This window comes from Hamadaea sp. NPDC050747 (assembly GCF_040654195.1).
In the GTDB taxonomy this organism is placed as follows: domain Bacteria; phylum Actinomycetota; class Actinomycetes; order Mycobacteriales; family Micromonosporaceae; genus Hamadaea.
In genome coordinates this window covers 326,286-341,711 of record NZ_JBFAHM010000008.1, presented here as the reverse complement: position 1 = coordinate 341,711, position 15,426 = coordinate 326,286, and the positions used below count along the sequence as shown (strand labels likewise).

14 protein-coding genes are annotated in these 15,426 nt (G+C 70.5%); 8 read left to right on the top strand and 6 right to left on the bottom strand.

Annotated elements, in window-relative coordinates; translation table 11 throughout:
- The first annotated feature begins 18 nt into the window (after window positions 1–18).
- On the top strand, window positions 19–891 hold the full coding sequence (locus AB0H43_RS21360) for an RIO1 family regulatory kinase/ATPase (protein ID WP_360001696.1): 873 nt from the start codon (window positions 19–21) through the stop codon (window positions 889–891).
- 283 nt (window positions 892–1,174) lie between these two features.
- On the opposite strand, the gene AB0H43_RS21355 is transcribed toward AB0H43_RS21360, so the two are convergent.
- From AB0H43_RS21355 to AB0H43_RS21345, 3 genes are all read right to left on the bottom strand, one after another.
- Window positions 1,175–3,106, bottom strand: a complete 1,932-nt coding sequence (locus AB0H43_RS21355; RefSeq protein WP_360001496.1) for an ABC transporter ATP-binding protein — start codon at window positions 3,104–3,106, stop codon at window positions 1,175–1,177.
- Between the two features lie 80 nt (window positions 3,107–3,186).
- Complete coding sequence (locus AB0H43_RS21350; protein ID WP_360001495.1) at window positions 3,187–3,978, bottom strand: enoyl-CoA hydratase/isomerase family protein; 792 nt, start codon at window positions 3,976–3,978, stop codon at window positions 3,187–3,189.
- A gap of 38 nt (window positions 3,979–4,016) precedes the next feature.
- On the bottom strand, window positions 4,017–4,244 hold the full coding sequence (locus AB0H43_RS21345) for a helix-turn-helix domain-containing protein (protein WP_027343421.1): 228 nt from the start codon (window positions 4,242–4,244) through the stop codon (window positions 4,017–4,019).
- A 395-nt stretch (window positions 4,245–4,639) separates the two neighbouring features.
- Here AB0H43_RS21345 and AB0H43_RS21340 point away from each other — a divergent pair, with 395 nt between their 5' ends.
- On the top strand, window positions 4,640–5,701 hold the full coding sequence (locus AB0H43_RS21340) for a hypothetical protein (RefSeq protein WP_360001493.1): 1,062 nt from the start codon (window positions 4,640–4,642) through the stop codon (window positions 5,699–5,701).
- An 18-nt stretch (window positions 5,702–5,719) separates the two neighbouring features.
- Here AB0H43_RS21340 and AB0H43_RS21335 read toward each other — a convergent pair whose 3' ends face one another.
- Entirely contained in the window at window positions 5,720–7,321 is a 1,602-nt protein-coding gene (locus AB0H43_RS21335) for an ABC-F family ATP-binding cassette domain-containing protein (protein WP_360001491.1), read from the bottom strand.
- A gap of 96 nt (window positions 7,322–7,417) precedes the next feature.
- Between AB0H43_RS21335 and AB0H43_RS21330 the strand changes: the two genes are divergently transcribed.
- From AB0H43_RS21330 to trxA, 5 genes are all read left to right on the top strand, one after another.
- Window positions 7,418–8,536, top strand: coding sequence for a neutral zinc metallopeptidase (locus AB0H43_RS21330; RefSeq protein ID WP_360001489.1), 1,119 nt, complete (start codon window positions 7,418–7,420; stop codon window positions 8,534–8,536).
- 108 nt (window positions 8,537–8,644) lie between these two features.
- The gene (locus AB0H43_RS21325; protein WP_360001487.1) at window positions 8,645–9,790 is read left to right on the top strand and encodes a geranylgeranyl reductase family protein; all 1,146 of its coding nucleotides are present in this window, start codon (window positions 8,645–8,647) and stop codon (window positions 9,788–9,790) included.
- 148 nt (window positions 9,791–9,938) lie between these two features.
- The gene (locus AB0H43_RS21320; protein ID WP_360001486.1) at window positions 9,939–10,145 is read left to right on the top strand and encodes a hypothetical protein; all 207 of its coding nucleotides are present in this window, start codon (window positions 9,939–9,941) and stop codon (window positions 10,143–10,145) included.
- Window positions 10,146–10,179: 34 nt separating this feature from the next.
- Window positions 10,180–10,527, top strand: a complete 348-nt coding sequence (locus tag AB0H43_RS21315; RefSeq protein WP_360001484.1) for a MerR family transcriptional regulator — start codon at window positions 10,180–10,182, stop codon at window positions 10,525–10,527.
- Window positions 10,524–10,868, top strand: coding sequence for a thioredoxin (gene trxA, locus AB0H43_RS21310; RefSeq protein ID WP_360001482.1), 345 nt, complete (start codon window positions 10,524–10,526; stop codon window positions 10,866–10,868). The genes AB0H43_RS21315 and trxA overlap by 4 nt, the downstream gene beginning before the upstream one ends.
- Here trxA and AB0H43_RS21305 read toward each other — a convergent pair.
- Window positions 10,837–11,688, bottom strand: a complete 852-nt coding sequence (locus AB0H43_RS21305) for an MHYT domain-containing protein (protein ID WP_360001480.1) — start codon at window positions 11,686–11,688, stop codon at window positions 10,837–10,839. The genes trxA and AB0H43_RS21305 overlap by 32 nt on opposite strands.
- Before the next feature lie 106 nt (window positions 11,689–11,794).
- Window positions 11,795–14,551 carry a DEAD/DEAH box helicase gene (locus AB0H43_RS21300; RefSeq protein ID WP_360001478.1) on the bottom strand — a complete coding sequence of 919 codons (2,757 nt, stop codon included), beginning with the start codon at window positions 14,549–14,551 and terminating at the stop codon, window positions 11,795–11,797.
- 134 nt (window positions 14,552–14,685) lie between these two features.
- On the opposite strand from AB0H43_RS21300, the gene AB0H43_RS21295 reads away from it, so the two are divergent.
- The gene (locus AB0H43_RS21295; protein WP_360001694.1) at window positions 14,686–15,399 is read left to right on the top strand and encodes an HAD-IA family hydrolase; all 714 of its coding nucleotides are present in this window, start codon (window positions 14,686–14,688) and stop codon (window positions 15,397–15,399) included.
- Window positions 15,400–15,426: the final 27 nt, after the last annotated feature.

The following is a 15,426-nucleotide window of genomic DNA, read 5'->3' as shown; positions in this document are numbered from 1 at the left end:
GACGACGACGACTTCTCGCTGACCGAAACCGACACGTTCGAGAAGTTCTTCGATCACGATCCCGAATGGGATGAGAACCCGGACGGCCCGGAGACCGGCGACCGCTGGTCCACCTGGGACCTGTCCTCCCCCACCGAACGCGGCCCGCTGCCGCATCCCGAGTGGGTGGTCACCGAGCTGGCCGCGGTCGACATCGAACGCGGCATGCTCAAGACCGGCAAGGAAGCCGACGTCTTCCTGATCCGGCGGGAAGTCCCCGAGACCGGCTACGGCACGCTGATGGCGGCCAAACGGTACCGGGACAGCGATCACCGGATGTTCCACCGGGACGCCGGATACCTGGAGGGCCGGCGGACCCGGGACAGCCGGGTCAACCGGGCCGTCGCCGCCCGCACCGCCTTCGGCAAGGAGGCGATCGCCGGGCAGTGGGCGTACGCCGAATTCGGGGCGCTGTGCAAGCTCTGGGAGACCGCCCAGTCGCTGGACGTAGCCCCGTTCACGCCCTATCCCGTGCAGATCCTCGGCACCGAGATCCTCATGGAGTTCATCGGTACGCAGGACGGTGTGGCCGCGCCCCGGCTGGCCGCGATCCGGCCGGAGGACGCGGACCTGACCGATCTGTGGGAGCAGCTGCTGGTCGGGCTGCGGGTCCTGGCCCGCAGCGGGTACGCCCACGGCGACCTGTCGCCGTACAACATCCTCGTCCACGAAGGACGGTTAGTCGTCATCGATCTCCCGCAGATCGTCGACATCGTCGCCAACCCGCACGGGCGGCGGTTCCTGACCCGGGACGTGCACAACGTCCTGACCTGGTTCCGCTCCCGGGGACTGTCCGGAGTGGATGAGAACGAGGTCGTGCAGTTCCTGTGCGACGAGGCGGGGATCCGCTGACGCCGGACCGCGGCAGCCGCTCCGATGGGCGCGGCTGCCGCACCGGCCGGCAACAGCGGCAGACCGCCGGCAAAGGGGACGTAGCCGGGGATAACGCGGTCTTTCGCGCTCGGCAGGGGACGTTATCCCGGAAAACGCGATGATCTCCCGCTTTCGCGCTCGGCAGGGACGTTATCCCGGAAAACGCGATGATCTCGCGCTTTCGCGCTCGGCAGGGACGTTATCGCGGAAAACGCGATGATCTCGCGCCGGGCGAGCCCGGCACCCCGCCGTCTGGGAGGTCTCAGGCGGCGGCCGGGCTCGCGGGCAGGCTCGTCGTGAGCGGCGAATCCACCGGCGAGGCGGTGAACTGCGTCCGGTAGAGGTCGCCGTAGAGACCGCCCGCCGCGACCAGTTCCTCGTGCGTACCCCGCTCGACGATCTTGCCGTCGTCGAGCACCAGGATCTGGTCGGCTTCCCGCACCGTCGAGAGCCGGTGCGCGATCACCAGCGCCGTACGCCCGGCGAGCGCGACCGACAACGCGCGCTGCACCGCAGCCTCGCTCTCGGAGTCCAGATGGGCGGTGGCCTCGTCGAGGATGACGATCGACGGTGCCTTGAGCAGGAGGCGGGCGATCGCGATGCGCTGCTTCTCGCCACCGGAGAACCGGTAGCCCCGCTCGCCGACGACCGTCTCCAGACCGTCGGGCAGCGCCCGGACCAGCTCCTCCACCTGAGCGCCCCGCAGCGCCGCCCAGATCTCGTCGTCGGTCGCGTCGGGCTTGGCGTAACGCAGGTTCGCCGCGATGGTCTCGTGGAACAGGTGAGCGTCCTGGGTGACGACGCCGATGGTGTCGCGCAGCGACGCGAGCGTGGCGTCGCGGACGTCGACGCCGCCGACCGCCACCGAACCCTCGGTCACGTCGTAGACCCGGCTCACCAGCATCGACGTGGTGGACTTGCCCGCACCCGACGGGCCGACGAGCGCCACCATCTGCCCCGGCTCGACGGTGAACGAAACACCGCGCAGCACCGGCTCGGTCTGCTTGCGGTCCAGCGTCGCGACGTCCTCCAGGGAGGCCAGGGAAACCTCGGCCGCCGTGGGATAGCGGAACCACACGTCCCGGAACTCGACTCGGCTGGAGCCCTTGGTCACCTCGACCGCGTCGGGCTTCTCCGCGATCGCGGGCGGCAGATCCAGGATCTCGAAGACCCGGTCGAAGCTGACCATCGCGCTCATGACGTCGACGCGGACGTTGGACAGCTCCGTCAGCGGCCCGTAGAGCCGGGTCAGCAGCAACGCCAGGGCGACCACGGTGCCGGCCGAGATCGTCTGGTGGACGGCGAACCAGCCGCCGAGCCCGTAGACGAGCGCCTGGGCCAGCGAGGCGACCAGCATCATCGCGACGAAGAAGGCCCGGCCGTACATCGCCGAGGTGATGCCGATGTCGCGTACGCGGGCGGCCTTCTCGCCGAACCGCTCGGACTCCGACTCGGGTCGGCCGAACAGCTTCACCAGCAACGCCCCCGCGACACCGAAGCGCTCGGTCATCGTCGCGTTCATGGTGGCGTTGAGTTCGTAGGACTCCTTGGTGATGGCGGCCAGCCGCCGCCCGACCCGGCGCGCGGGCAGGATGAACACCGGCAGCAGGACCAACGACAGGGCCGTGATCTGCCAGTTGAGGCTCAGCATCACGCCGGCCGTCAGGGCCAGCTGGATGACGTTGCTGACGACGCCGGACAGCGTCGACGTGAACGCCCGCTGCGCGCCCAGGACGTCGTTGTTGAGACGTGAGACGAGCGCGCCGGTCTGCGTACGCGTGAAGAACTGGAGCGGCATCTGCTGGACGTGGTCGTAGACCTCGCTGCGCAGCCGGTAGATGATGCCCTCGCCGATCCGGGCCGAGTACCACCGCTGGGCGAGCGAGAGGCCGGCGCCGACGATGGCGAGTCCCGCGATGATCAGCGCCAGCCGGATGACCGTGCCGCCCGCCGACGGCTTGCCGCTGGTGATGGCGTTGACGACGTCACCGGCGAGAACCGGGGTCGCCACGCCGATCGCGGCCGACACGACCACCGTCACGAGGAAGATCGCGATGTCCCGCCGGTACGGCCGGGCGAAGCGCATCACGCGCTTGAACGTGCCGCTGGTCAGCTTGTGCTGCTTGACCGCGTCCTCCTCGCGGAGGGCACGCATCATGCCCCAGCCTCCGCCGCCCCCGCCCATCATTGACATCTGTCGCCCTCCCAGGATGATCCTGCAGGGCCAACATACGAGGTAAGCCTGACATTCCCGAACGAGGGCTTACCGGGGCGCTATTCGCCCAGCCCGGCGATCTCCCGGATACGGCGCACCTGAGCCTGCCGCTCGGCGAGCGCCTGTTCGGCGTATGACCGCTGATGAGCGCCCGCGATCAGCGCCTTGATCTCGATGAGGGCGTTGCGATCGGCCGCGAGCAGCGCGGCCGCCAGATCCCGGGCCGCCTGGTCGAGCTCCGCTCGCGGTACGCGGACAGTGGCCAGCCCGATCTGCTCGGCCTCCGCCGAGTCGACCGTACGCCCGGTGGCGCACAACTCCAGAGCGCGGGAGTAGCCGACGAGGTCGACGAGCCGCTTGGTCCCCGTCAAATCGGGCACCAAGCCCAAGGCCACTTCTTTCATGGCGAACCGGGCATCGTCGGCGACGACCCGGAAATCGCAGGCCAGTGCGAGCTGGAAACCGGCTCCGATGGCATGGCCCTGCACAGCGGCGATGGTGACGATGTCGGTGCGGCGCAACCAGGAGAAGGCCTCCTGGAAGCGCCCGATCCGAGCTTCGGCCTCGTCGGGGGGCACCGCGGCGAGCTCACCCAGGTTGGCCTGGGCGTGGGCAAGGTCTAGTCCGGCCGAGAAGGCCCGCCCCTCGCCGCGGAGCACCACCACTCTGACGTCGGCGCGCAGCGCCGAACCGATGTCGCGCAAGCTTTCCCACGTCGCCGTGGTCTGCGCATTCAGAACTTCGGGACGATCCAGCGTGATCGTCGCAATCGGACCATCAGCCTCCATGCGTACACCGGCCGGCGGGGTGTCGCCGGCCGGGTGCACGTCCTGTGGCGATCGCGAGGTCATGCCTGCAGATCGTATCCGCTTGTCCGGGGAGAAGGCGGTCAGGCCTTCTTACGGCGCCGGGCGCCGCCCCGCTGACGCAGCTGGACGCCCGCCTCGGTGAGCACCCGGTGAATGAACCCGTAGGAGCGGCCCGTCGACGAGGCCAGAGCACGGATGCTCTCCCCGGAGGTGTATCGCTTGACGAGGTCCTTCGCCAGCGTCTGCCGCTCGGTCCCGACGATCCGGCGACCCTTCTCTGTGGTGGTAGCTGTGCCGGTGGCTGCCATCGTGAATCCCTCACGTCCGAAAGATGGTGCGGTTACGCGGTCTCATCTATTAGACCGCCTGGAACGATCATGCGCTAGATATCAACTACACGCCAACCGACACGCACGCCTCTGTCGGCTACCCGATAGCCTGATGCGCCGTGGTGAGCGATGACCCCGCAGCGGCGCGCAGACGTGAACGTGACGACCTTTTCAGCTGGTTGGCACTGGTCACCGTGGGTACCGCCGCGACCTGGCTCGCGGTGCGCGCCGGAGTCGCACTCGGCACCGCGAGCGCGCCTTTTCTCGGCCGTTATCGAGTTGAGATCGGCCCGGCGACGGTGCTGGCACCACTGATTGCGCTTTCGGTCCTTACCTTTGCGCATCGCGGGTGGTTCCATTCCGCACGGTGGGGAATGCTCGTAATCGTTTCCTATTGCGGATTGCTCCTCTGGTCGGTAGGTCTGGCCTACGTGGACGGTGCCGACGGATTCACCCGCGCGCTGCTGAGTCCGGACAGTTACCTCACCGATGTCACCGCGATGGGTGATCACCCGTGGGAGTACTTGCGCGCCTATACGGCGACCGCCGCGGAGAAGTCGATCGCCAGCCGGGGCCACCCGCCGGGCCCGGTCATGCTGCTCTGGGCACTGCATCGGGCCGGGCTGACCGACCATCTGCTGCTCGGCCTCGCCGTCACCGCGCTGGGCGCGCTGGTGGCTCCGCTCGTGCTGTCGGCGGTCCGCGAGGTCTGCGGCGAGGCGGCGGCCCGCAGCTACGCCCCGCTGCTCCTGCTGTCCACCTGGGCGGTCTGGCTCGCGGTCTCGATCGACGCGCTGGTCGGCACGCTGGCCGCGGCGACCATCGCGGCCGGGGTTCGGGCCACGATCAGACACGGCACGCGGGCCTTGGCCTGGTCGCTGGCCTCCGGCATCGCGCTGGGCACTGCCGCGCTCTTCTCGTACGCCGCCGCGTGGCTGGGCCTGACGGTGGTATGCCTGAACTTCGCCCGGCGCCGGGCCGCCCTGAACTGGGCCGGCGGACTGGGCGCGCTGCTGCCGGTGCTGGCCGCCTGGGCTGCCGGGTTCAACTGGTTCGACGGGCTCCTCAGCGCCCACAACGACTTCACCGCCCGGGTCGAACCGGCCCGGCCCGCCCTGCCGTGGGCGGCGATCAGCCTCGTCGCCCTTCTCCTGGCCGCCGGACCCGCTCTGGTCCCCGGCGTACGCAAACTCCGGAACACGCCGGGATGGCCGTTTCTGGCGGGCGCGGGAGCCGCTGTGGTGTTCTCGGTGGCCGCCGGGTTGGCCCGGGGCGGCGTCGAGCACGCCTGGCTGGCGTACTTCCCGTGGCTGACGGTCGCCGCGGTGGCGCCGGAGCAGCGCGGCGGCCCGATCCCGCCGCCACCGCTGCTGCTGGCCGGCGTCGGCGCGCTCACCGCCGTCGTCGTGGAGGCGGTGCTGGCGACGCCCTGGTGAGCTTCCGGCGCCGGGCCGTCAGGCCAGTTCGACCAGCTCCAGCAGATCGTCGCTCCAGGCGTCCTCGACGCCGTCCGGCAGCAGGATCGCCCGGTCCGGCTTGAGTGCCGTCACAGCACCGGGGTCGTGGGTCACGAGGACGATCGCACCGGGATACCGGGCGATCGCGTCGAGCACCTGCTCCCGGCTGACCGGGTCGAGGTTGTTCGTCGGCTCGTCGAGCAGCAGCACGTTCGCCCCCGAACAGACCAGGGTGGCCAGCGCCAGCCGGGTCTTCTCCCCGCCGGACAGCACGCCGGCGGGCTTGTCGACGTCGTCGCCGCTGAACAGGAACGCGCCCAGGATGCGCCGCAGATCGGTGTCGGTCTGGTCGGGCGCGGCCGAGCGCATGTGGTCGAGGATGGTGCGCTCGACGTCGAGCTGCTCGTGCTCCTGGGCGTAGTAGCCGATCCGGAGCCCGTGACCGGCTTCGACCGCGCCGGTGTCCGGCTCCAGCACCCCGGCCAGCATCCGCAGCAGCGTCGTCTTCCCGGCGCCGTTGAGGCCGAGGATCGCGACGCGGGAGCCCTTGTCCACCGCGACGTCCACGCCGGTGAAGATCTCCAGCGACCCGTACGCCTTCGACAGCCCCGAAGCGGTCAGGGGCGTCTTGCCACACGGCGCCGGTGTGGGGAACCGCACCTTGGCGACCTTGTCGGCGGAGCGCACCTCTTCCAGCCCGCCGATCAGCTTCTCGGCACGCTTGGCCATGTTCTGGGCGGCGACCGTCTTCGTCGCCTTGGCCCGGAGTTTGTCGGCCTGCGCCATGAGCGCGCCGGCCTTCTTCTCGGCGTTGGCGCGCTCCCGCTGCCGCCGCCGCTCGTCGGTCTGCCGCTGCTCCAGGTATTTCTTCCAGCCGACGTTGTAGACGTCGACGGTGGCGCGGTTGGCGTCGAGGAACCAGACCTTGTTCACCACCGCCTCCAGCAGCGAGGCGTCGTGGGAGATGACGACGAGACCGCCCTTGTGCCCGGCGAGGAAGCCGCGCAGCCAGGTGATCGAGTCGGCGTCGAGGTGGTTGGTCGGCTCGTCGAGGAGCAGGATGCCGCCGCCGGGCTGACCCAGGTCGCGGAACAGGATGCGGGCCAGCTCGATGCGCCGCCGCTGACCGCCGGAGAGCGTACCGATCGTCTGGGCCAGCACCCGGTCGGGCAGGCCCAGGTTGGCGCAGATCCGGGCGGCCTCGGCCTCGGCCGCGTACCCGCCGAGCGCGGCGAACTGGTCCTCCAGCGTGCCGTAACGGCGCACGGCGCGGTCGTCGCCGTCGGCCATGAGCTGCTCGAGTTCCTTCATCTCGCGCAGCAGCGCGTCGAGACCGCGGGCGGACAGGACCCGGTCACGCGCGGTCACCTCGAGATCGCCCGTACGCGGATCCTGGGGCAGATAGCCGACGGGTCCCCGGCTCTCCAGCTTCCCGGAATACGGCTGACCCTCCCCGGCGAGCACTTTGAGCGAGGTCGTCTTGCCCGCGCCGTTACGGCCGACGAGACCGATCCGGTCGCCGGGCTGAACTCGGAGGGTCGCGTCGGAGAGCAGGATGCGGCTGCCGGCGCGCAGCTCGAGCCCGGTTGCGGTAATCATGGTGGCGCCCAGTCTACCGGGAGGCTGGAAGCGGATTTCCAGCGCGGACGCCGCGAAAACGCCCGCATAACGCACTTAACCGGTGACAATGGGCGCATGTCGCTCAACGAGAACGCCGATCTCGATCCGAGTCAAGTCGAGGACATGCGCGGCTCCGGCGGGGGCGGCGGGAGCGTGCCGCCCGGCGGCGGCTTTCCCGGCATGAACTTCCCCGGCTCGTCGGGCGGCGGAGGCGGAGGCGGCGGCGGCGGAGGCCTCGGCGGCGGGGGCGCCGGCATGGCGGGGTGCCTCAGCGGACTACTGCCGATGATCTTCCGGGGCGGCGGCCAGAACCAAGCCGGTCAGGGCGGTCAACCCGGCCAGCGCGGCGGCCGGATGGGCAAGAGCGGCCTGCTGATCATCATCGTCGTGGCGGTGATCTGCGTCGGCCTGTTCTGCTGCCTCGGCCGGGGCAACCTGTCCGGCCTCGGCGACCTGGGCGGCCTCGGCGGCGGCACGAACCCGAGCCCGAACAGCTCCTCCCTCGCGTCGACGTGCGCGAAGAGCAATCCCAACCGGTTCAACGACCCGGCCTGCCGGAACCTCGCGTACATCAACTCGATCCAGGCGTACTGGCAGAAGTCCTTGCCGCAGACCATGGGCAAGAACTACGAGATCGTGCCGACCCGGTTCTTCTCCGGCCAGGTCTCGACGGCGTGCGGCGCGGCCACCTCCGGTGTGGGCCCGTTCTACTGCCCCGGCGACAAGCGCGTCTACATCGATCTCAGCTTCTACGACGAACTCGCCAGCCGGTTCGGCGCGCCTGGCAACTTCGCGCAGGCGTACGTGCTGGCGCACGAATACGGCCACCACGTCCAGAACCTGCTCGGCACCGAAGCCCAAGTACGCCGCGCGCAGCAGCGCGACCCGGCCAACGCCAACAAGTACTCCGTGGCGATGGAACTCCAGGCCGACTGCTATGCCGGGGTCTGGGCCAAGGCCGCCTCCGGCACGACCGACGCGAGCGGCGTACCGATCTTCAAGAGCCTCACCACGGCCGACCTCCAGGAGGCGCTGAACGCGGCCGCCGCGGTGGGCGACGACCGCATCCAGCAGCAGTCCGGCGGGCAGATCAACGAGGCGGGCTTCACCCATGGCAGCGCGGCCCAGCGCCAGCAGTGGTTCACCCAGGGGTATCAGACCGGCGATCCGCGCCAGTGCAACACCTTCGGCTGAGCCGGCGTAGGAAGACGCGATGATCTAGGCCTGGTGCGGTAATCCAGTATCTGGTTGAAGATTCACCCCGGCACTCCGGGAATCACTCCCACGCATATGCTGGCGAGCGTGGCACGAGCGGCAGACTGGGACGTGGCGGTCATCGGATCCGGGCCGGCGGGCCTCGCAGCGGCGATCACCGCTGCCCGGGGCGGCGCTCGCACCGTCGTCCTGGAACGCTCCACCCACCCGCGATACAAGACCTGCGGCGGCGGGCTCGTGGCCGCGTCGCTCGGGGTCGCGTCGGGCTGGATCTCGGTCCCGGCCCGCGAACAGGTGCGCGCCTCGACCTTCACGCTGCGCGGCGGCCGCGAGTTCACCCGGGAAGTGGACCAACCGCTGATCTCCATGGTGGTACGCGAGGAGTTCGACCACGCGTTACGGAAGGCGGCGCAGGAGTCGGGCGCGGTCATCCGGGAGCAGGCGCTGGTCCGGTCGATCGGGCAGGACCCGGAACGGGCGGTCGCCCGGCTCGTGAGTGGAGAGACGGTGACGTCCCGGGTGATCGTCGGCGCCGACGGGTCCGGCGGAGTCTCCGCCCGCCACGTCGGGGCGACGTTCTCCCAGGTCGACGTGGGGCTGGAGGTCGAACTGCCGGTCACCCGGGCCCGGGCGCGCGAGTGGGAGGGCCGCATGCTCATCGACTGGGGCAAACTGCCCGGGTCGTACGGCTGGGTGTTCCCGAAGGGGGATCGGCTCACGGTCGGGGTCATCGGGGACCGCACCGACGGGTCCGGGCTCAAGGCGTATCTCTCGGAATTCGTGACGAGGCTGGGACTCGGCGGCCTGGAGCCGATGCACGACTCGGGCCATCTGACCCGGTGCCGCGCGGACGACTCGCCGCTGGGGCTGGACCGGGTGCTGCTCGCCGGCGACGCGGCCGGGCTGCTGGAGCCGTGGACGCGCGAGGGCATCAGCTTCGCGCTGCGCTCGGGGCGGCTGGCCGGGCAGGCCGCCGCCACTCACCGCAACCGGCCCGCGGAGCTGGTCGGCGCGTACGCGCGGATGGTGAGCGAGGATCTGCTGCCCGAGATGGCGGCCGGGCGGCGGCTGCTGGCGGCGTTCCGCAAGCACCCGGCACCCTTCCACACGGTGATGGCGACCAAGGCGGGCTGGCGCGCCTTCGCGGGGATGTGCCGGGGCGAGCTGACGTTCGCGGACGCGATGGAGCGCCGCTCGCTGCGCGCCGGGATGGCGCTGCTCAGCGCCCTCTGATCATGATCATCGCGTCAGCCATGCTGTTTAACCGGACGAATCGCGCCGCGAAACGTCGTGGCTGGCGCAATGATCGTGGCACGCGCGGCACACGCGGCGGGCGCGTCGAGCTTGACCGGCACGAAGGCCCGTTTTCTACCCTCTTCTGATGACCGTTGCGGGGCGCTGGATCGGCGACGTCGAGGGGACGCCGCTGGAGCTGCTCGTCCGGAGCAGCCTTCTCGGGGCGTGGGAGGTCCGGCTGACCGAGCCGGGCGGACGCCGGGCCATCCGGTGGTTCGACGACTCCGGCCAGGCGCGGGACTACGCCGCGGGCGTGCTGTCGACCGGCGAATGGCGACCTGCGACACACTAGCGTTGACGCGGGCGTCAAGGTTTACCGTTGCCGCATGCGCATTGGTGAGCTGGCCGACCGGGCCGGGACGAGCGCCCGCACGCTGCGGTACTACGAGGAGCACGGGCTGCTCAGCGCCCGGCGCGCCGCCAACGGCTATCGGGAGTACGGCGAGGACGATCTGCGGCTGGTCCGGGAGATCCGGTCGTTGCTGGAGATCGGGTTCTCGCTGGAGGAGACCCGGCCGTTCGTGGACTGTCTCCGCTCCGGGCACGAGTCGGGCGGGCAGTGCCCGGGTTCGGTCGCGGTACTCGGTCGCAAGCTCGCCGATCTGGACGCGAGCATCGGGCGGCTGGTCGAGATCCGCCGCCGGGTGAGCCTGGAGCTGGAGGAGAACTCATGACGTTGTCCGTCACCGACGCCGATTTCGCCGACGAGGTGCTGGGGGCGTACGAACCGGTGCTGGTCGAATTCTGGGCCGAGTGGTGCCCGCCGTGTCACAAGATGGCGCCGGTGCTCGACCAGCTCACCGGGGAGTACGCCGGCCGTGCCAAGGTCGCCAAGCTCAACGCGGACGAGAACCCGGCCACGGCCCGGGCGTACGGGATCATGGCGATGCCGACGTTCGCGTTGTTCTCCGGGGGCGAGGTCGTCTGGCAGGTGATCGGCGCCCAGCCGACGAGCCGGCTGCGGGCCAAGCTCGACGAGGCGATCAGCGCAGCCGCGTCCGGCGTACGCCGATAGGCTGCGCCGCGGGCGCCGCCTGCTGAGCGGCGAGACGTTCGGCGGCCTGCCGGTCGAGGAAGGCCCGGGCCGCCGCGTCCTCCTCCTTGGGCTCGGAGAGCAGAGCGTAGAAGAGCAGGATGATGACGAGAACGACGAGGACCAGGATGGGCAGCAGCATCGTGCCGGCGGTCGCCCCGTGCAGGTGCAGCGACGGCTGACTGGCGTTCACGCGTACGCCCGCCATGGCGGTGTAGTGCATCCCGCACACGGCGACGCCCATGACCAGCGCCGACGCGAAGGTCGTGCCGGGCCGGGAGACGACCAGGGTGAACCAGAGGGCGACGGTCGCGGCCACAACCGCGATGACGACGGAGGCTATGACGAGGTTCCGGCTGTGCGAGATCGTGCCGTCGACCCGCAGCGCCGCCATGCCGGTGTAGTGCATCGAGGCGACGCCGAGCCCGGTGAACAGGCCGCCGAACAGCACTCGCGGCGCGCTCGGCTTGCCCAGGCCGACGATGAACAGTCCGATGCCGACGACCGCCACGGCGAGGACGGCTGACGCCACCGTGATCGGGATGTCGAAGCGCAACGCGGCGCCGGCGACCCCGAAGCCGAGCATGGCCATGAAGTGCATGGTCCAGATGCCGGTGCCGCCGATCGCCCAGGCCGCCAGCATGAGCCAGCCGCCGCGACGCGCGCCCGGTTCGAGGCGTCGTGCCCGGGCGGTGCAGGTCAACCCGAGCAGCGAGCCGAGCACCGAGACCGCGTACGCCAGAATCGGTGTGATCGGACCGTATGTGAAATGGTGAATCTCAGCCGACAAGACTCCGGCCATGCCTCCCCCTCGAACCCCCGGACCCCGTCAGGTGGCAAGCCTTCTCGCCGTTGACAGGGGCCCGGGTCAAGGTAACAGAGCCGGAAGGGATCTCCGCCTCAGCCGATCACCCGACTGAGGTATAGGCCAGGACGCCACGATTGATCAGGTCCATGGCCGCTCGGGCGGTCGTGCGTACGCCGTCGGGCGTCCCCTTCGCCTCGGCCATCTGCCCGAGGAGATCGACGACCTGACGGGCCCAGCGGACGAAGTCGCCGGCCGGCAGCTCGCCTTCGATCGCGTTCGCGCTGGCCAGCACCTTGGCGAGCGGCTCACCCCGGGCCCAGCGGTAGATCGGCCAGACGAAGCCGAGGTCGGGTTCCCGGGTCAGCGGCAGGCCGCGTTCGCGCTCCTCGCCGATCAGTCCGCCGTAGACGCTCAGCACGCCCTCCACCGCGTCGGTGACCGGGCCACGCGGCAGCGACGCCCGGTCCTCCGATTCCCGGCGGGCCTCGTACACCACCACGGAGACCGCGGCGGCGAGTTCGGCCGGGGCGAGCCCGTCGAAGACGCCCTCCCGCAGGCATTCGGCCACGAGGAGGTCGGCCTCCGTCCAGATGCGCGCCAGCATCCGCCCGGCGTCGGTGACTCCGCCGCCGTCCAGGGCCGACGCGCCGGGCACGAGGTAGCCCCGCGAGGTGAGCAGGTCGCAAACCCGGTCGAAGGTACGCGCCAGCGACCCCGTCCGGCTGGCGACCTTGGCCCGCATCTGGTCGGTGTCGCGTTCGAGCCGGTGCCGCCGCTCGGCCCACCGGGCGTGGTCCTCCCGTTCCGGGCAGGCGTGGCAGGGGTGCTTACGCATGAGGTGCCGCAGGCGCAGCAGCTCGTCGTCGTCGCCGGTGGCCGCCTTCGCCCGGCCGCCCCGGCGACCGGAGCCGCGTTCGAGCCCCAGCGCCGCCAGGCTCGCCGCGATGTCCCGGCGTTCCCCGGGATTGCGGTGGTTGACGTGCTTGGGCAGGCGTACGCGGCCGAGCACCTCGACGGCGACGCTGAACTCGCCCGCGGCCAGCCGCCCGGCCCACCGGTCCTCGGTCACGACGAGCGGCCGCGGTTCGCCGAATCCGCCGACGCCGGCGTCGAGGACGACGGCCAGCCCGGCCCGGCGCCCGGACGGCACCCGGATCACATCACCCGGCTTGAGCTGCTCCAGCGAATGCGCGACCTGCGACCGGCGGTGCTGCTGGGACTGCCTGGCCAGCTGCCGCTCCCGGTCGGCGATCGCCACCCGGAGGCCGAAGTACTCGGCGAAGTCGCCCTTGTCGCACTCGGCCTCGTGGCCGTACTGGTCCATCGTCTCGATGTTGCGCTGGACCTGCTTGGCCACGCCGACCACCGACCGGTCCGCCTGGAACTGGGCGAAGGAGGCTTCCAGCAGGTCCCGGGCCCGATCGGCGCCGACCGAGCCGACGAGGTTGACCGCCATGTTGTAGGACGGCCGGAAGCTGGACCGCAACGGATAGGTCCGCGTGGAGGCCAGTCCGGCGACGTGCCGGGGGTCGACGTCCGGCCCCCAGACGACGACCGCGTGCCCTTCGACGTCGATGCCGCGCCGCCCGGCCCGGCCGGTGAGCTGGGTGTACTCCCCCGGCGTGAGGTCGACGTGCGCCTCGCCGTTGTATTTGACCAGCCGTTCGAGCACGACGCACCGAGCCGGCATGTTGATGCCGAGGGCCAGCGTCTCAGTCGCGAAGACCGCCTTGACCAGGCCCTGGACGAACAGCTCCTCGACGATCTCCTTGAACAGCGGCAGCAGGCCGGCGTGGTGGGCGGCGAGGCCGCGTTCGAGGCCGTCGAGCCATTCCCAGTAGCCGAGGGCGTTCAGGTCCTCGCTGGGCACGCTGCTCATCCGGCGTTCCACGATCGCGCGGATCTCGGCGCGCTCGTCCGGGCTGGTCAGCCGCAGCCCGGCCTGAAGGCACTGCTGGACGGCCGCGTCACAGCCGGCCCGGCTGAAGATGAACACGATCGCGGGGAGCAGACCCTCGCGGTCGAGGCGTTCGATGATCTCCGGCCGGTAGATCATCGCCTTGCGGCCCCGGCCACCCCGCCCGCGGCCGCCGCCGCGGATGTCGCCCATCTCCAGCCGGCGGCTGACCTCACGGGTGTAGCGGAGAAGTTCGGGGTGCACCTCGTGGGACCGGGCCGCCTCGGCGTCGTGGAACAGGTCGAACATCCGCTTGCCGACCAGCATGTGCTGCCACAACGGGACCGGGCGATGTTCGCTCACGACGACCTCGGTCTGGCCGCGTACCGTCACGAGCCAGTCGGCGAACTCCTCCGCATTGGACACCGTCGCCGACAGCGACACCAGGTTCACCGAGTCGGGCAGGTGGATGATGACCTCTTCCCAGACCGCGCCGCGGAACCGGTCGGCCAGGTAGTGCACCTCATCCATGACCACATAGGACAAACCCTTGAGCGAGTTCGAACCGGCGTACAGCATGTTGCGCAGCACCTCGGTGGTCATCACGACCACGGGCGCGTCGCCGTTGAACGCGTTGTCCCCGGTCAGCAGGCCAACCTTGGCCGCGCCGTGCACCTGCACCAGATCGTGGTACTTCTGGTTGGACAGCGCCTTGATCGGCGTGGTGTAGAAGCACTTGCGGCCCTCTCGCAGGGCCAGGTGGACGGCGAACTCGCCGACGACCGTCTTACCGGCGCCGGTGGGCGCACAGACGAGCACACCGGAGCCACGCTCCAGCGCCTCGCAGGCCCGGTTCTGGAAGTCGTCGAGCTGGAATTCCAGACCGGCGGTGAACTCGGTGAGCCGGGGAGTCTCGGCCCGGCGCCTGGCGGCCGCGTACCGCTCCGCGGGGCTGGTCATCTCGGACTCCTCACACCGGTCGGCCTATGGGAGATCCGGGGCCTCCGCGAGGAGGTGCGGCGCAACATACCGCCGAGCCTAGTTGCTGGGGTCCCCAACCTGCATGTAGGTATGGTGCTGGCGTGCCCAACCGAATGCTCCCGGGAGTCCCCGATCGCCTGCTCGACGCCGTGATCTTCGACTTCCACGGGACGCTCGCCATGACACAGCCCCCGGTGACCTGGGTCGGAGCCGCCCTGGTCCAGCTCGGGGCGGCGCTCGATCCCGGTCGGTTGGCCGTCCTCGCCGACCGGTACGCCACCTCCGGCGGGCTGCCGGGGGTCGCCCAGCGGGACGCCCGGATCCCCATCCACCTCGCCGAAGTGTGGTCCGATCGTGATCTTTCGGCGTACGCCCATCGCGCGGCGTACATCGGGTTGTGCGAGACGGTCGACTCCGGGGTGGACGGGCTCGCCGAGGCGATCTACGAACGGGTGCTGACGCCGGAGGGCTGGACCGTCTATCCCGACGCCGTCCCGACGATCCGGGCGCTCCGCGAAGCCGGCGTGGCGGTCGGCGTCCTGTCCAACATCGGCTTCGACATCCGGCCGCATCTGAGCGCCTGGGGCCTGGGCGACCTGCCGGTGACGCTCTCGTACGAGGTCGGCCTGATCAAGCCGGATCCCAAGATCTTCCTGCGGGCGTGCGCCGCGCTCGGCGCCGAGCCGGAACGGACGCTGATGGTCGGCGACACCCCGGCCGACGCCGGAGCCGTGCACGCCGGTCTGCGTACGCTCGTCCTGCCGGCCGCCGAACCGGGTCAGGCGAACGGCCTGAGCGCGGTGCTGAACCTCGCCGTGCCCTGCTGAATCCCACCAAAACGGGCAGGCCATACC

Coding starts and splice junctions, on each gene's coding strand:
- AB0H43_RS21355 (WP_360001496.1), bottom strand. CDS start 3,106: ATGTCAATGATGGGCGGGGGCGGCGGAGGCTGGGGCATGATGCGTGCC.
- AB0H43_RS21350 (WP_360001495.1), bottom strand. CDS start 3,978: ATGACCTCGCGATCGCCACAGGACGTGCACCCGGCCGGCGACACCCCG.
- AB0H43_RS21345 (WP_027343421.1), bottom strand. CDS start 4,244: ATGGCAGCCACCGGCACAGCTACCACCACAGAGAAGGGTCGCCGGATC.
- AB0H43_RS21340 (WP_360001493.1), top strand. CDS start 4,640: ATGCTCGTAATCGTTTCCTATTGCGGATTGCTCCTCTGGTCGGTAGGT.
- AB0H43_RS21335 (WP_360001491.1), bottom strand. CDS start 7,321: ATGATTACCGCAACCGGGCTCGAGCTGCGCGCCGGCAGCCGCATCCTG.
- AB0H43_RS21330 (WP_360001489.1), top strand. CDS start 7,418: ATGTCGCTCAACGAGAACGCCGATCTCGATCCGAGTCAAGTCGAGGAC.
- AB0H43_RS21320 (WP_360001486.1), top strand. CDS start 9,939: ATGACCGTTGCGGGGCGCTGGATCGGCGACGTCGAGGGGACGCCGCTG.
- AB0H43_RS21315 (WP_360001484.1), top strand. CDS start 10,180: ATGCGCATTGGTGAGCTGGCCGACCGGGCCGGGACGAGCGCCCGCACG.
- trxA (WP_360001482.1), top strand. CDS start 10,524: ATGACGTTGTCCGTCACCGACGCCGATTTCGCCGACGAGGTGCTGGGG.
- AB0H43_RS21305 (WP_360001480.1), bottom strand. CDS start 11,688: ATGGCCGGAGTCTTGTCGGCTGAGATTCACCATTTCACATACGGTCCG.
- AB0H43_RS21300 (WP_360001478.1), bottom strand. CDS start 14,551: ATGACCAGCCCCGCGGAGCGGTACGCGGCCGCCAGGCGCCGGGCCGAG.
- AB0H43_RS21295 (WP_360001694.1), top strand. CDS start 14,686: ATGCTCCCGGGAGTCCCCGATCGCCTGCTCGACGCCGTGATCTTCGAC.